The sequence below is a fragment of the Actinomadura flavalba DSM 45200 genome, from assembly GCF_000374305.1.
Classification (GTDB): Bacteria; Actinomycetota; Actinomycetes; order Streptosporangiales; family Streptosporangiaceae; genus Spirillospora; species Spirillospora flavalba.
In genome coordinates this window covers 166,536-181,932 of the sequence record NZ_KB894093.1, presented here as the reverse complement: position 1 = coordinate 181,932, position 15,397 = coordinate 166,536, and the positions used below count along the sequence as shown (strand labels likewise).

At 73.2% G+C, this 15,397-nt stretch carries 11 protein-coding genes; 8 read left to right on the top strand and 3 right to left on the bottom strand.

Translation table 11 applies throughout. The features are described 5' to 3' along the window. Positions 1 to 12 precede the first annotated feature (12 nt). Positions 13 to 1,221, top strand: a complete 1,209-nt coding sequence (locus C229_RS0100840) for an MFS transporter (RefSeq protein ID WP_033423881.1) — start codon at positions 13 to 15, stop codon at positions 1,219 to 1,221. Here C229_RS0100840 and C229_RS0100835 read toward each other — a convergent pair. Then, positions 1,218 to 2,813 (bottom strand): dolichyl-phosphate-mannose--protein mannosyltransferase, encoded by a 1,596-nt coding sequence (locus C229_RS0100835; RefSeq protein ID WP_018653185.1) that lies wholly within the window; start codon positions 2,811 to 2,813, stop codon positions 1,218 to 1,220. The two genes, C229_RS0100840 and C229_RS0100835, sit on opposite strands and share 4 nt — an antisense overlap. A gap of 61 nt (positions 2,814 to 2,874) precedes the next feature. On the opposite strand from C229_RS0100835, the gene rsmI reads away from it, so the two are divergent. Then, entirely contained in the window at positions 2,875 to 3,744 is an 870-nt protein-coding gene (gene rsmI / locus C229_RS0100830; protein ID WP_018653184.1) for a 16S rRNA (cytidine(1402)-2'-O)-methyltransferase, read from the top strand. Positions 3,745 to 3,819: 75 nt separating this feature from the next. Next, the gene (locus tag C229_RS0100825; protein WP_155884519.1) at positions 3,820 to 4,116 is read left to right on the top strand and encodes a hypothetical protein; all 297 of its coding nucleotides are present in this window, start codon (positions 3,820 to 3,822) and stop codon (positions 4,114 to 4,116) included. Between the two features lie 17 nt (positions 4,117 to 4,133). Here the strand turns inward: C229_RS0100825 and C229_RS0100820 are convergent, their stop codons facing one another. Beyond that, complete coding sequence (locus C229_RS0100820; protein WP_018653182.1) at positions 4,134 to 5,735, bottom strand: hypothetical protein; 1,602 nt, start codon at positions 5,733 to 5,735, stop codon at positions 4,134 to 4,136. A 221-nt stretch (positions 5,736 to 5,956) separates the two neighbouring features. On the opposite strand from C229_RS0100820, the gene C229_RS0100815 reads away from it, so the two are divergent. Beyond that, positions 5,957 to 7,225, top strand: coding sequence for a glycosyltransferase family 2 protein (locus tag C229_RS0100815; RefSeq protein ID WP_205624408.1), 1,269 nt, complete (start codon positions 5,957 to 5,959; stop codon positions 7,223 to 7,225). Between the two features lie 60 nt (positions 7,226 to 7,285). After that, positions 7,286 to 9,022 (top strand): glycosyltransferase family protein, encoded by a 1,737-nt coding sequence (locus C229_RS0100810; protein WP_018653180.1) that lies wholly within the window; start codon positions 7,286 to 7,288, stop codon positions 9,020 to 9,022. Here C229_RS0100810 and C229_RS0100805 read toward each other — a convergent pair. Beyond that, positions 9,019 to 10,578, bottom strand: a complete 1,560-nt coding sequence (locus C229_RS0100805) for a glycosyltransferase family 39 protein (protein WP_026313337.1) — start codon at positions 10,576 to 10,578, stop codon at positions 9,019 to 9,021. The two genes, C229_RS0100810 and C229_RS0100805, sit on opposite strands and share 4 nt — an antisense overlap. A 114-nt stretch (positions 10,579 to 10,692) precedes the next feature. Between C229_RS0100805 and metG the strand changes: the two genes are divergently transcribed. The 3 genes from metG (at position 10,693) to C229_RS0100790 (ending at position 15,325) form a co-directional block, all read left to right on the top strand. Next, positions 10,693 to 12,492 (top strand): methionine--tRNA ligase, encoded by a 1,800-nt coding sequence (metG, locus tag C229_RS0100800; protein WP_018653179.1) that lies wholly within the window; start codon positions 10,693 to 10,695, stop codon positions 12,490 to 12,492. Continuing rightward, complete coding sequence (locus C229_RS0100795) at positions 12,489 to 13,325, top strand: TatD family hydrolase (RefSeq protein ID WP_018653178.1); 837 nt, start codon at positions 12,489 to 12,491, stop codon at positions 13,323 to 13,325. Before metG ends, C229_RS0100795 begins: the two co-directional genes overlap by 4 nt. 119 nt (positions 13,326 to 13,444) lie before the next feature. Further along, complete coding sequence (locus C229_RS0100790; RefSeq protein ID WP_018653177.1) at positions 13,445 to 15,325, top strand: sulfatase-like hydrolase/transferase; 1,881 nt, start codon at positions 13,445 to 13,447, stop codon at positions 15,323 to 15,325. Positions 15,326 to 15,397: the final 72 nt, after the last annotated feature.

Below are 15,397 nucleotides of genomic sequence, written 5' to 3'. Positions count from 1 at the left end.
GGGAGCGCGGCTGTGCGTGGGTACGTCGAGTTTTTGCGGGTGCCCTACGCGGCGCGGCTGCTGGGTGGGACGTTGCTCGGGCGGCTGCCGAACGGGATGGCGCTGCTCGCGATCGTGCTGCACGTCCGCGCCGAGGGCGGGACGTATCCGCTGGCGGGCGGCCTCTCGGCGGTGTTCGGGCTGGCCATGGCGGCGGGACAGCCCGTGCTCGGACGGGCGATGGACCGCTACGGCCAGGGCGCCGTGCTGCTCCCGGCCGCCGTCGCGTCCGCCGCCGGGTTCGCGGTGGTGGCCGTCGTCGGCGTCGATCCGCTGCCGGTGACGGTCGCGGCCGTCGTCGTCGCTGGAATCGCCACGCCGCCGCTGGAGGCGGGCCTGCGCGCGCTGTGGCCGGACGTGCTCGGCGGCCCCGCCCAGGTCCAGGCCGCCTACGCCCTGGACGCCGCCGCCCAGGAACTGCTGTACAGCGTCGGGCCGCTGCTCGTCGTCGGCGCCGCGCTCGTCAGCACCGAGGCCGCGCTGGTGCTCACCGGGCTGCTGGGCATCGCCGGGACGCTCGTCGTCGCGTGCTCGGGGCCGTCACGGAGATGGCGCCCGATCCCGCGCGCGGCCGACTGGCTCGGCCCGCTGCGGTCCACCGGACTCCGGCTCCTGCTGTGCGTGCTGGTCTTCGCGGGCGTGGCGCTCGGCGTGTTCGCGATCGGCGCCGCCGCCTACGCCGAGCGGTCCGGGAACGACGCGGCGTCCGGTGTCCTGCTGGCCGCGATGGCGGCGGGCGCGCTCGTCGGCGGCCTCGCCTACGGCGCCCGCACCTGGTACGGCGACCCGTCGCGGCGGCTGCGCTGGCTGCTGGCCGGGCTGGCCGCCGGATACCTGCCGCTGGTCTGGGCGCCCGGCCTGGCGCTGATGGTCCCGCTGGCGTTCGTCAGCGGGATCTTCCTCGCCCCCGTGCTGGCCTGCTGCTTCTCGCTGGTGGACGGGCTCGCCCCGGCGGGCACGGTCACCGAGGCGTTCGCGTGGATCGTCGCGGCCGTCACGGCGGGCGGGTCGCTCGGTTCGTTCGCCGCCGGGTACGGGCAGGAGTTCGGCGGCGTCCCGGGCGCGTTCGCGGGCGCCGCCGTGGGCGGTCTGCTGGCGCTGCTGCTCTGCCTGGCGGGCGCCCGCCTGCTCCACCCCCGCGCGGACGCCGCCGCCGTCGCCGAACCGGCCGCCGTCCGCTAGATCCAGCTATCGAGCCACATCCGGGCGTGCCACACGTCATAGGGCAGCACCTCGGCGGACAGCACCGGATAGAAGTACGCGAAGTTCACCAGGACGACGAGCACGAACGCCCCCGCCGCGGCCGCCCCGACCAGGCGGCGCGGCGTCGGCGCCGGGACGGCGCCGGGCCGCAGCGGATCACGGACGGCGCCGGGCCCCATGAGGTACCCGAACGTCAGCACCACCGCCAGGCACATGAACGGCAGCAGCGGCGTGGCGTAGAAGAGGAACATCGTCCGCTCCGACAGCGCCGAGGGGAACCAGCTCAGCCAGCCGGCCGCGAACCCGACGAGGATCGCCCCGCCGCGCCAGTCGCGCAGCACGATCCAGACGATCGCGGTGACGACGAGCGCCAGCAGCGCCCCCCACCACAGCGCCGGGGTGCCGACGCCGAGGATCTCCCGCGAGCACCGCGCCGCGCCGCAGGAGTCCGGCTCGTTGTAGTAGAACGCGACGGGACGCCGCAGGATCGGCCAGTCCCACGGCCACGACTGGTAGGGGTGCTTGGCGTCGAGCCCGGTGTGGAAGTTGAGGATCTCGACGTGGTAGTCCCACAGCTTGGGCAACGCCTCGAACGGACGCGCCAGGACGTTCCCGGCGGCCTCGCCGCGCCCCCACCCGCCGGGCCGGAAGATCCACCCCCACCAGGACGCCACGTACGTCACGCCCGCGATGACGACGAGCTGCCCGAACGCCGGGATCGCCTCCAGCCGAAGCATCCCGGCGAACGGCGCCTGGACGCCCGCAGCGCGCCGCGCGCCGTAGTCCCACGCGACGACGAGCAGCCCGAACGCCGCGATGTAGAACACGGCCGTCCACTTGGTGGCGAGGCCCATGCCGAGGCAGAGCCCGGCGACGATCCGCCAGCCGTGCAGCAGGAACGGCCCGTACGGGGAGGCGTTCCCGGCCTCGATCCGGTCGGCCAGGAGCTGCCGGGACCGGTCCCGGTCGACGACCAGGCAGGCGAATCCGGCCAGCACCCAGAACATGACGAACACGTCGAGCAGGGCGGTGCGGCTGGTGACGAACGCGAGCCCGTCGGCGGCGAGCAGCAGCCCGGCGGCGCAGCCGAGCAGCGTCGAGCCGGTCATGCGGCGGGCGACGCGGCACAGGATGAGGACGGCGAGCGTCCCGGCGAGGGCGGGCATGAACCGCCAGCCGAACGGCGTCGCGCCGAAGATCGCCTCGCCGATGGCGATCATCCACTTGCCGCCGGGCGGGTGCGCGATGAACGAGGCGCCCTCGGCCCAGATGTCGGCGTGGCGGTCGGCGAGGAGCATCTTGTCGGCGCCCTCGACCGTGTTGCGCTCCCAGCCGAACTTCAGCAGGGACAGGGAGTCCTTGGCGTAGTAGGTCTCGTCGAAGACGACGGCGTGCGGGTTGCCGAGCCGGTGGAAGCGCAGGACTCCGGCGAACACCGTCACCAGGAGCGGCCCGAGCCAGCCGAACAGCACGCGTCCCCGGACGGGCGGGGCCAGCCGGTCGCGCAGGGCCGGGGCCTTGGTGGCCGCCGGGGCCGTCTCCGGTGCCGGGGCGTAGTCGGTCGTCGCCATCCGGACATCGTAGGGCCCGTTCAGGTGCCCTTTCGGTCGTGTGCGCGGGGACAATGAGCGGGTGACGGAAAGTGCGCAGAATGGAACAGGGACACTGCTGCTCGCCGCCGCGCCGATCGGGCGGCCGGAGGACGCGTCGGCGCGGCTGCGCGCGGCGCTGGCGGACGCGCCGGTGATCGCCGCCGAGGACACGCGGCGGCTGCGGCGGCTCACCGCCGATCTCGGGGTGCGCACGACGGGCCGCGTCGTGTCGTACTTCGACCAGAACGAGGTCGCCCGCACTCCGCGCCTGCTGGACGATCTGCTCGCCGGGCTGGACGTGCTGGTCATCACCGACGCGGGCCTGCCGGGCGTGTCCGACCCGGGCTACCGCCTCGTCCGCGCGGCCGTCGCGGAGGGCGTGCCGGTGACGGTGCTGCCGGGGCCGTCGGCGGTGACGACGGCGCTCGTCGTCTCGGGCCTGCCGACGGACCGGTTCTGCTTCGAGGGGTTCCCGCCGCGCAAGCCGGGGGAGCGGTCGCGGCGGCTGGCGGAGCTGGCGGCCGAGCCCCGCACGATGGTGTTCTTCGAGGCGCCGCACCGGCTGGCCGCCACGCTGGACGCGATGGCCGCCGCGTTCGGCGCGGATCGTCCGGCGGCGGTGTGCCGGGAGCTGACCAAGACCTACGAGGAGGTCCGGCGCGGCGCGGTGGCGGAGCTGGCCGACTGGGCGCGGGACGGCGTGCGCGGCGAGATCACGCTGGTGGTCGGCGGCGCGCCGGAACCGGCGGGGCTGACCGACCCGGCCGACCTGGCGGCGGCCGTCGCCGCCCGGGAGGAGACGGGCGTCCCTCGCAAGCAGGCCATCGCCGACATCGCCAAGGAGAACGGCGTCCCGAAGCGGGACGTGTACGACGCGGTGCTGGCCGCCCGGAAATCCCCTCCGGCCTAGCACGTTCCAACCGACGATTCCGGGCATAACGGATGTGTCGGGGAAAAGTGGCTTCTCCTAGAGGGGGTGGGGACCGTGCGCGAGGCATGGTCGAGCCACGAGATCTGGCTCTATGAGTGCCAGTACTGCGCCAACGTCTGGGAAGAGGCGTTCGACGTGCTGCACGCCGACGGCGGCCACGGGCACGAGGCCATCGTCTACCGGCACGACGGTCACCTGTGCCCGACGCCGTGGAGCACGCACGAGTGCCCGGAGTGCCGGAGCGAGAACGTGTTCGCGACGCCGTACCGGCGCAGGCCGAGCGTTCCGCGCTCGCGCCGCGACAGCGATCTGGAACTGCTGTCGCGGCTGCGGAGGCTGAACGCCTGGTGACCCGCCGGTCCGGCGGCTCACCCGCCCGGTTCGGCGGGAGCGTCCGCCGGACCGGCGGTCCGCCGGAACCGGGCCGGACGCAGCGCGGCGAACCGGTCGCGGACGTGCGGGGCGAACGCGATGCCCGCCGCGAGGCACGCCAGCGGCACGGCGGGCAGCACGTACCGGTAGTCGAACTCGGCGGTGGCGGCGGGCGCCAGCAGCAGGCCGGTGCCGAGCGTCCAGGGCAGGAACGCCCGCCCGCCCGCCCGCCGCCCCATCGCGACGAGCCCGGCCAGGCCGACGAGCAGGATGACGCCGACCATCGTGCCGCGCAGGTAGAAGACGTCCTGGTAGCCCCGGATGAAGCCGGCGAACGGCTCGACCACCTTCGTGCGCGCGTTGCCGCGCTCGTAGGCGATGGCCTCCTCGGCGGCCGTCATGTCGTTGTCCATCCGCCAGTTGGGCAGCGTGCCCGGCTCGGCGCGGAACTCGTACTGCGCGTAGGTGGCGGGGTCGGGGAAGACCGTCCGCTCCCACTGGAACACCCGGAAGAAGTCGTGCGCGACGACGCGGGCGTAGTCGGCCGGCTGGGCGCGGATCGCCCGCTGCGAGAAGTCGTTGGCGGTGGCGTTCTGCTCGGCGCTGAAGCGGGTGCCGATGTAGCGGTTGAGCGGCGAGGCGGGGTTCCAGATGCCGTCCTGCGAGTTCGGCAGCCGGTTCTCCGGCTCGGTGCACAGCGGGATCTCCTCGACCGGGAGATCGTCGATCTTGTGGCAGTCCGCGAACTTGTAGACCCGCGCGTACAGGAAGATCCCGTTCGACTCGGTGATCGCGAACTTGCCCTGCTCGACCTTGTACCAGGTCATGTACGTGACGACCGGGATCGCGCACGCCACGACGACCACGCCGATCGTCCGCCAGCCCATCCGCCGGATCGTCATGTAGACGAGGACGCCGAGCAGCACCGGCAGCCCGACCGACCGCGTCAGCCACGCCATGCCGATGATCAGCCCCAGGCACGCCGCGACCTGGTACGACGGCCGCTCCCGCCAGAGCAGCAGGGTCACCGCCAGCATGGCCAGGAACATGAACAGCGTGTCCGACAGGACCAGGTGTTCGAGCTGGATCTGGTAGGCGTCCAGCAGGGACGGCACGGTCGCCAGCGACGCGCCCCACTTGGGCAGCCCGAACCGGCGCCGCAGCAGCAGGTAGATCATGACGCCGATCGACAGACCCATCAGGTGCTGGACGCCGACGACCAGCGCGAAGCTGTGCAGCGGCTTGAGCACCCACAGCAGCAGCGAGTAGCCGTCGGGCCGCAGCGGGTGCGGATAGGGCTTCATCGCGACGTGCAGGTAGTCGAAGCTGTCGTTGAAGTACATCGCCGGCGTGTAGCCGATCATCGTCACCGCGCGCAGCAGCGCCGCGACGCCGAGGATCACCGAGAACAGGGGGTGCCGCCGCACCAGCGCCCACAGCCACGCGGCGCCGCGCCGGGCGCGGGCGGGCTGGGCGCGCAGGTATCCGAGCACGTCCGGCCGGTCGCCGGGAGCCGTCCGCAGGACGCGCCGCCGCGTGGGCGCCGGGCTCTCCGCCGCGTTGCCGCGGGGGGCGCCGCCCTCTTCGGTGAGCGTCACAGCCGACCTGACCTTCCCGGGCGGTGCAGCCCCGTATGCTTGTCCCCTTGACCTGCCGCGCGGGGTCGGTCCATCACGATACGGACCTCATCAGCCCGATACGGTGAACACCGTCAGATCGTGGCAGGCATCATGGTGGACTGAACGGGCCGCTCGGAAGACAGAGAGGTTAGTTCATCATCACACCCCGCGCCCGCGGGGATGGTCCCGAAGGAGATCGAGTGGAACTCTCCGTAGTGATGCCCTGTCTCAACGAGGCCGAGACGGTCGCCACGTGCGTGCGCAAGACCGTCCGGTTCTTCGAAGAGGCCGGTATCGACGGCGAGGTCGTCATCGCCGACAACGGCAGCACCGACGGCAGCCAGAAGCTGGCCCGCGAGGCCGGGGCGCGCGTCGTCCCCGTCGCCGACAAGGGGTACGGCAACGCCCTCATGGGCGGCATCCGGGCCGCGCGCGGCAAGTACGTGGCCATGGGCGACGCCGACGACTCCTACGACTTCTCCACGCTGGGCCCGTTCCTGGAGGACCTGCGCGACGGCGCCGACCTCGTCATGGGCAACCGGTTCGAGGGCGGCATCGCGCCCGGCGCCATGCCGCCGCTGCACCGCTACCTCGGCAACCCGGTGCTCAGCTTCGTCGGCAGGCTGTTCTTCGGCAGCAAGATCGGTGACTTCCACTGCGGCCTGCGCGCGTTCAACAAGGCGTCGATCCTGCGCCTCGGCCTCCAGACCGGCGGCATGGAGTTCGCCAGCGAGATGGTGGTGAAGGCCACACTCGCCAAGTACGACATCCGCGAGCGCCCCACCACGCTCTCCCCGGACGGCCGCACCCGCGCCCCGCACCTCAACACCTGGCGCGACGGCTGGCGGCACCTGCGCTTCCTCATGCTCTACAGCCCGCGCTGGCTGTTCCTCATCCCCGGCCTGCTGTTCATGACGATCGGCCTGGTCGCCGGGGTCGCGCTGTCGTTCGGCCCGGTCCGCGTCGGGAACGTCGCGTTCGACGTCGACACGCTCGTCGGCGCGGGCGCCGCGATGGTGATCGGCTTCCAGGCGGTGCTGTTCGCGCTGCTCACGAAGATCTACGCGATGCAGGAGGGCTTCCTGCCCGACGACGCCCGCGTCCAGCGGCTGCTGCGGTTCTGGAGCCTGGAACGCGGGCTCGTCATCGGCGGCCTGCTGGCCGTCGCGGGCCTCGGCGGGCTGGCCGCGTCGCTGCTGCACTGGCGCGTCAACAACTTCGGTGAACTCGACCCGCGCCAGTCGCTGCGCATCGTCGTCCCGGCGGCGATCGCGCTGGTGATGAGCCTCCAGGTGCTGTTCGCGTCGCTGTTCGCCAGCATCCTCGGCATCCGCCGCCGCCAGCTTCCGCCGCTCATCGACGCCGCCGACGAGGCCGCGGGCGTCGTGGACGAGGCCGCCGAGCGCGTCGCCGCCGAGAAGGCCGACGTCGCCGCCGCCGACGACACTCCGGCGCGGCCCGTCAACTGAACGTCACCGCGTATGGCAGGCTGATGCCATGCGTGACGGCGACGGCACAGCGGGCGGTTGATGCGCCCGGCCCGGACCCGTCCCCTCGTCCCGTCGCCCCCGTGGCGGCGGGACGCGGCGTTCCGGCCCGGCACCGCGTTGCTGCTCGGCTGGCTGGCGCACGCGCTGCTGCGCATGGCGCTCGCGGCGACGCGGGCGATGCCCGCCGCCGCGCCCGACGAGTACGGCTACCTGTTCTCGGCCCGCGTCCTCACCGGCGGCGTCGGCACCGACCTGTCGCACGGCACGATCTACCGCGCCGGATACGCGCTGCTGGTCGCCCCCGTGCTGTACCTGACCGACGACCCCGACGTCGCCTACCACGCGATGCTCGGCGTCAACGCGCTCGTCAGCGCGCTGATGCTGCCGCTCGGCTACGTCCTGCTGCGGCGGTTCGGCCTGGCGCCCGGCCCGGCGTTCCTGTGCGGGAACGCGGTGGCGCTGCTGCCCGCCGTGCTGTTCTTCTCGCTGTTCGCGCTGACGGACGCGATCCTGCCCGTCGTCACGCTGGGCTGGCTGCTGCTGGCGCACTCCTGGCTGAGCGCCGCCGCCCCGCCGCGCCGCATCGCCCTGTACGCGGGCGGCGCGTCGCTGCTGGCGGCGTACGCGCACGTCTGCCACTCCCGGGGGCTGCTGCTCGTCCTGGCGCAGATGGGCCTGCTCGGGGCGGCGGTGCTGCTGCGGCGCCCGTGGACGGCGCAGGCCGTGGGCGCGGCGGTGCTCGGCGGCGTCCTGCTCGCGGGCGGGCTCCTCAACGCGCGGCTCACCGCCGTCCTGTACCCCTTCGGTGACAACCGGCTCCAGGACAACGTCCGCGACCGGCTGCTCAGCCTGGACGGGTGGGGGTGGACGCTCGGGCTCGCCACCGGGCAGCTCTGGAGCCAGCTCGTCATCACCGGCGGCGTCGCCGGGATCGGGCTGCTGGCCTTCGGCCGGACGGCGCTGCGGCGCGGGACGCCCGGCGCGCAGCGGGCGCTGGCGCTGGCCGTCCTCGGGATCGTCGCCGGGATCGCGCTGGCGACGTCGGCGGCGCTGCCCGACGAGCGCCGCGTCGGCAACTTCGCCTACGCCCGCTACCTCGCGCCGGTGCTGCCGGTGCTGTTCGCGGCCGGGCTCGCGGTGCTGCTGCGGGCGCGGCGGCGCGTCACGGTGACGGCGGGCGCGGCGGCGGCGCTGCTGGTGGCGTCGGCGGGCGTCGTGCAGGCGTTCGCGGGCGACCGGCTGTCCCGCTACGAGCACCTGGCGTTCGACTTTCCCGAGATCTCGCTGCTGACGTGGAACTGGACGCAGTTGCGGCTCTGGCACGCGACGGTGGCCGGGCTCGTCCTGTTCGCGGTGGCCGTGCTGCTGGCGCGCCGGGGGGCGGGGCCGCTGACCGGCGTGTTCGCGCTGGTCAGCCTCGTCATCGTCGGGACGGCGCTGACCCGGGCCGCGCAGCCGATCAGCGGCGAGTTCGCCCGCGTCAGCGACATGCGCACCCTGCTGCCGCCGGGGGAGCGCCCGCCCGTCGCGATGGACCGCAACCTGGCGTGGACGATCCGGCTGCCGCTCCAGTACCGGATGCCGTGGGCGAGACCGGCCGGATACGACGGCCGCGTCGGCGGCCCGCCGCCCGGCGCCGGGCTGGTGATCGTCGCGTGGGACGGCCGCTCGGCGCCGACGTCCACCTGGCGGGGCGGGGCGCCGCCGGGCTGGCGGGTCGCGGCGGCGCTGCCCGCCTTCGACGGCGGCTGGGTGGCGTGGGTGCCGGTGCGCTAGCGCGCGGGCGGGTTCCAGATCTCCAGCAGGCCGTCGGACGAGCGCCAGGCGAGCGTCCAGCCGTGCTCGCCGGGCTTCCAGCCGCCGAGGACCGGCGCGCTGGCCTCCATGCCGCGCCAGCGGTGGTACAGCATGGGGTACTCGGTGGTGGGCGGGTCGCCGACGGCGTACTGCGGGAAGGTCACGACGCGCCCGTTCCACTGCACATTGCCCCACATGTCGCGGGCGTAGAACGTGAACGTCTGCGCGAGACGGCCGTCGGTGGTGATCGCGGGCAGGTCGTCGCGGCCGTCCAGCCACACCCGCAGCTCGTTCCAGGCGCGGTCGCGCGGCAGGTCGGGGACGGCGGCGAACGCCGCGCCGAGGTAGGCGACGACGCCGAGCACGGCCGCGCCGAACGCCACCGGCCGCAGCCGCGCCGTCCACGCCGCCGGGACGCGCCGCGCCAGCAGCGTGACGGCGCCGATGCCACCGGCGAGCAGCGCGGGCAGCACCGCGAACCAGTAGCGGATGAGCCAGGCGCGCAGCGAGATGTCGTCCGGGTCGAGCACGCCGGAGAGCAGCGTCAGCGGCACGGCCAGCGTGAAGAACCACACCAGGCACAGGGCGAGGCGCCGGTCGCGGGTGACGGCCCAGCCGACGATCGTCAGCGCGAGCAGCGCGACGAACACCAGGCCGAGCGGGTTCCCCTCGGTCATGGCGCGCCAGAACGAGTTCGCCGCCAGCGGGCGCGTCACGACGTCCCACGACTTGCCGCCGTGCCCGGCCGCCGAGCGCAGGCCCGCCAGCGGCGTCCCCCACACGATGACGTTGTGGACGAAGTTGGCCGCCAGCACGGCGAGCATCGTCAGGCCGACGGTGACGTTGCGGCGCCACGGGATGCGCAGCAGCCACAGGTAGGCGGGGATCGCCAGGAACAGGAACGCCAGGAACTCGCGGACCAGGAACGACGAGCCCAGCAGCAGCCCCGCGACCACCAGCATCCGCGTCTGCGCGCGGCCCGTCCGCCGGGACGCGGCGACGAGCCCCGCCATGCCCGCCGCGAACAGCCCCGCGCCCGGCATGTCGGGCAGCAGCACGCCCGCCGACCAGGTGATCTCGTGGGTGTACGGGTTCGTCAGCGTGAAGAACGGGTGGACGATCAGCAGCAGCGCCGACGCGACGCCCGCGACGTCGCCGAACAGCGACCGCACGGCCAGGTACGTGCCGACGAAGAACACGCAGCCCGCCAGCGCGGCGATGACGAAGTACGCCGCCTGGCCCGTTCCCAGCAGCTCCTGCACGGCGCGGGCCGGGAGCACCAGCCCGATGCGGGTGACCTGGTGCGGCAGCTCGACGAACGGCCACCGGTCCAGCGGGACGTCCGGCCAGTCGCGGGCGCCGAGCCACACGTAGTACGGGTCGTAGTAGAGCGGCGGCGTCATGATCACCCACTGGACGACCACCCCGACCACCGTGACCAGGCCCGAAAGCGCCGCGATCCGCCGCCAGGGCGGGCGCCGCCGCGCGGCCCCGTCCTCCTCGGCCTGCGTCTCGGCTGCCGTGGCCTGGACCATCCCGCGCACTCCCCTCAGCGGACGGCCCCGCGCCGCCCCAGCCGGGCCAGACTACCGACGGCGCGCTGTGGACAACCGTGCGGACGAAGAGCCCGCGACCTTTAGGCTTGTCCCATGTCGTCGTCGAGCCGCCACATCCTCACCGCGCCCGCCTGGCCCTACGCCAACGGGCCGCGCCACATCGGGCACGTCTCGGGCTTCGCCCTGCCGAGCGACATGTTCGCCCGGTACCAGCGCATGGCGGGCAACCAGGTGCTCATGGTGAGCGGCACCGACGAGCACGGCACCCCGATCCAGGTCCAGGCCGACAAGGAGGGCGTGTCGGCGCGCGAGCTGGCCGACCGCTACCACGACGTCATCACCCGCGACCTGCTCGGCCTCGGCATGTCCTACGACCTGTTCACCCGCACGACGACGCAGAACCACTACGCGATCGTGCAGGAGGTCTTCAAGGGCCTGTACGCCAACGGGTACGTCTTCGAGAAGACCACGATGGGCGCCATCTCGCCGTCCACCGGGCGCACCCTGCCCGACCGGTACATCGAGGGCACCTGCCCCATCTGCGGCTACGACGGCGCCCGCGGCGACCAGTGCGACAACTGCGGCAACCAGCTCGACCCGATCGACCTGATCAACCCGGTCAGCCGGATCAACGGCGAGACGCCCAAGTTCGTGGAGACCGAGCACTTCATGCTCGACCTGCCCGCGTTCACCGAGGTGCTGTCGCGCTACCTGAAGTCCAAGCAGGGCCAGTGGCGGCCCAACGTGCTGAAGTTCTCGCTCAACCTGCTCAACGACCTCCAGCCCCGCGCGATCAGCCGCGACCTCGACTGGGGCGTGCCGATCCCGCTGGAGGGCTGGCGCGACAACCCCGCCAAGAAGCTGTACGTCTGGTTCGACGCGGTCATCGGCTACTTCTCGGCGTCGGTCGAGTGGGCCCGCCGCACCGGCGACCCGGAGGCGTGGCGCGCCTGGTGGCAGGACCCCGAGGCCCTGTCGTACTACTTCATGGGCAAGGACAACATCGTCTTCCACTCCGAGATCTGGCCGGCGATCCTGCTCGGCTACGGCGGCGCGGGCGACAAGGGCGGCACGCCCGGTCCGCTCGGCGCGCTCAACGTGCCGACCGAGGTCGTCTCGTCGGAGTTCCTGACGATGGAGGGCCGCAAGTTCTCCTCGTCCCGGCAGGTCGTCATCTACGTCCAGGACTTCCTCGCCCGCTACGACGTGGACGCCCTGCGCTACTACATCGCGGTCGCCGGTCCGGAGAACCAGGACACCGACTTCACCTGGGCCGAGTTCGTCCGCCGCAACAACGACGAGCTGGTCGCCGCGTGGGGCAACCTGGTGAACCGCTCGGTGAACCTGGCCGCCAAGAACTTCGGCGCGATCCCCGACGCGGGCGACCTCACCGACGCCGACCGCGCCCTGCTGGAGCGCAGCCGGAACGCGTTCGGCGCCGTCGGCGCCGAGCTGGGCCGGTCCCGGTTCAAGAACGGCATCGGGGAGGCCCTGGAGGTCGTTCGCGACGCCAACCGCTACCTGTCCGACCAGGCGCCGTGGAAGCTCAAGGACGACCCCGAGCGGGTCAAGTCCATCCTGCACACGACGCTCCAGGTCGTCGACGACGCCAAGTCGCTGCTCACCCCGTTCCTGCCGAACACGGCGCAGAAGGTCTACGAGATGCTCGGCGGGCAGGGCGAGTGGAGCGGCATGCCGCGCATGGAGACCGTCTCCGAGGACGGCGGCCCCGACTACACGATCCTCACCGGCGACTACGCCACCGAGGCCCGCTGGGAGTCGGTGCCGATCAAGCCGGGCACGCCGCTGGCCAAGCCGTCGCCGCTGTTCACCAAGCTCGACTCCTCGGTCGTCGACGAGGAGCTGGCCCGGCTGGCCGAGGGCGGGTCGTGAGCCGTCCCGCCGCCGAGGACGGCTCCGCCGCGCCGCGCGCGTTCCCGGCGCCGCCCGCCGAACGGCTCCCGGTGGACGTGTTCGACAGCCACTGCCATCTCGACCTGGTCGAGCTGCCGGTCGCCGAGCAGCTCGCGGCGGCGCGGTCGGTCGGCGTCGCGCGCATCGTCACGATCGGCGTCGACCTGCCGTCGTCGCGGCTCTGCGCGGAGACGGCCGCCGAGCACGACGACGTCTACGCGGGCGTGGCGATCCACCCGAACGACACCACCGGCGTGACGGACGCCGTCCTGGCCGAGATCGAGGCCCTGGCCGCGCAGCCGAAGGTGCGAGCGGTGGGGGAGACCGGGCTGGACTACTACCGCGACTGGGCCCCCAAGGACGACCAGCACCGCTCGTTCCGCGCCCACATCGACATCGCCAAGCGCACCGGCACGGCCCTGGTCATCCACGACCGCGACGCCCACGACGACGTGCTGCGCGTCCTGGCCGAGGAGGGCGCGCCCGAGCGGACCGTCTTCCACTGCTTCTCCGGCGACGCCGCCATGGCCCGCGTCTGCGCCGACAACGGCTACTTCATGAGCTTCGCCGGGAACGTCACGTTCAAGAACGCCGAACCTGTGCGCGAGGCGCTGCGCGTGGCCCCGGCCGACCTCCTGCTGGTCGAGACCGACGCCCCGTTCCTCACCCCGATCCCGCACCGGGGCAAGCCGAACGCGTCCTACCTGATCCCGCACACGGTCCGCTTCATGGCCGACGTGAAGGGCCTGGACGTCGCCGCCCTCTGCGCGGCCATCGCCGCGAACGGAGAACGCGCCTTCGGTACCTGGTGACCCGCGCCGGGCCGTCGAGCGAGGCAGGCGCCGGATGTGATGTCTACCATCTTGGTTGACTTGGTGGGAATTGGGGCTGAGGATCACTTCCGTCCCCGTCGATGCCTTGGAGCTCCCCCATGTCGCTTCCCGCCCCCTCCCGCCGCGCCGTGCTCGCCGCCGGTGCGGGCGGCGCGGTCGCCACCGCGCTGCCCGCGTCCGCCGCGCGGGCCGCGCCCGCGCCGACCCGCCCTCCGGCCGCGCGGCCCAACATCCTCTGGCTGATCAGCGAGGACAACAACCCCTACCTGGGCGCCTACGGAGACCCGGTCGCGCGCACGCCGCACCTGGACCGGCTGGCCCGCGAGGGCGTCCGCTACGAGAACGCGTTCTCGCCCGCGCCCGTCTGCGCGCCGTCCCGCTTCGCGCTGCTCACCGGCGTCCACGCCGAGAGCTGCGGACCGGCCCACCACATGCGCGCCGACGGCAACGTGCCCGGCTTCCTGCGCCCGCTCCCCGAGCAGTTGCGCGAACAGGGCTACTACTGCACGAACAACTCCAAGACCGACTACAACTCCGGCTACGTGCCCCGCGACATCTGGGACGCGTCGAGCGCGACCGCCCACTGGCGGAACCGGCCCGAGGGGACGCCGTTCTACTCCGTCTTCACGTTCATGACGACGCACGAGTCGCAGCTCTTCCCGACCGGCCCGACCCGGACGCGCCCCGAGGACGTCCGCATCCCCGCCTACCTGCCCGACACCCCCGAGACGCGCGCCGACCGCGCCCGCTTCCACGACCTCGTCGAGACCATGGACGGCCAGATCGGCGCCCACCTGGCCGAGCTGGAGGCCGCCGGGCTGGCCGACGACACGATCGTGTTCTACTTCGGCGACAACGGCGGCGTGCTGCCGCGCAGCAAGCGGTTCTGCTACGACAGCGGCCTGCGCGTCCCGCTGATCGTCCGGTATCCCCGCAAGTGGGCGCACCTGGGCAGGCCGGGGTCGGTCGTGAACGGCCCGGTGAACACCGTGGACCTGCCGCCGACGGCGCTCGCCCTCGCCGGTGCGCCCGTCCCGCGCCACCTGCACGGCACGTCGCTGACGGCGCGGCGCCGCCCCGAGTACGCGTTCGGGATGCGCGGCCGGATGGACGACCGGTACGACCTGGTCCGCACCGTCCGCGACGAGCGCTACCGGTACGTCCGCAACTACGCGCCGCACCGCCCCTACGGCCAGTACCAGGCGTACGCCTGGCAGCAGCGCGGCTACCAGGTGTGGGAGCAGGCCCACCTGGACGGGAAGCTGAACCCGGTGCAGGAGCGGTTCTGGCACGACAAGCCCGCCGAGGAGCTGTACGACCTGCGCGCCGACCCCGACGAGGTCCGCAACCTGGCCGCCGACCCCCGCCACACGCTGCGCCTGCTGCGGCTGCGGTCCGCGCTGGACGCCCACCTGATCCGCGTCAACGACAACGGGTTCATCCCCGAGGGTTCGCCGCTGGAGGGCTACGACGCCAGCCGCGTCCCCGGCGCGTATCCGCTGCCGCGCGTGCTGCGGCTCGCCGCGACGGCGATCCGCCGTGACCCGCGCGACGTTCCGGAGCTGGTGCGGGCGCTGGACGACCGCAACGAGGTGATCCGGTTCTGGGCCGCGTCCGGGCTGGTGATGCAGCGCGCGGGCCGGGCCGGGACCGCGGCGGACGCGCTGCTGCGCCGCGTCGGGCACGACGCGTCACCGCAGGTCCGGGTGGCGGCGGCCGAGGCGCTGGCCCGGCACGACCGGCGGCACACGGCGCGGGCGGTGGCGTTCCTGGCCGGGACGCTGGACGCGCACGAGGCGGCCCCCGTCCGCCTCCAGGCGCTCAACGCGCTGGTGTTCCTCGGGGAGGACGCGCGTCCGGCGCTGCCCGTGATCGAGCGGGCGGCGGCCTCGTCCGACGGCACGGTGAACAAACTGGCGACCTACCTCAAGCTCGTGCTGAACGGCGAATACACGCCGGAAACGCCGATCTTCCGGTGAGGGCGGGCCACCCGCCGTAGTCGCTTCATGGTGGTTTCGGTAGCGATGGGTGCTGCGGGGGACGTAAGGTTC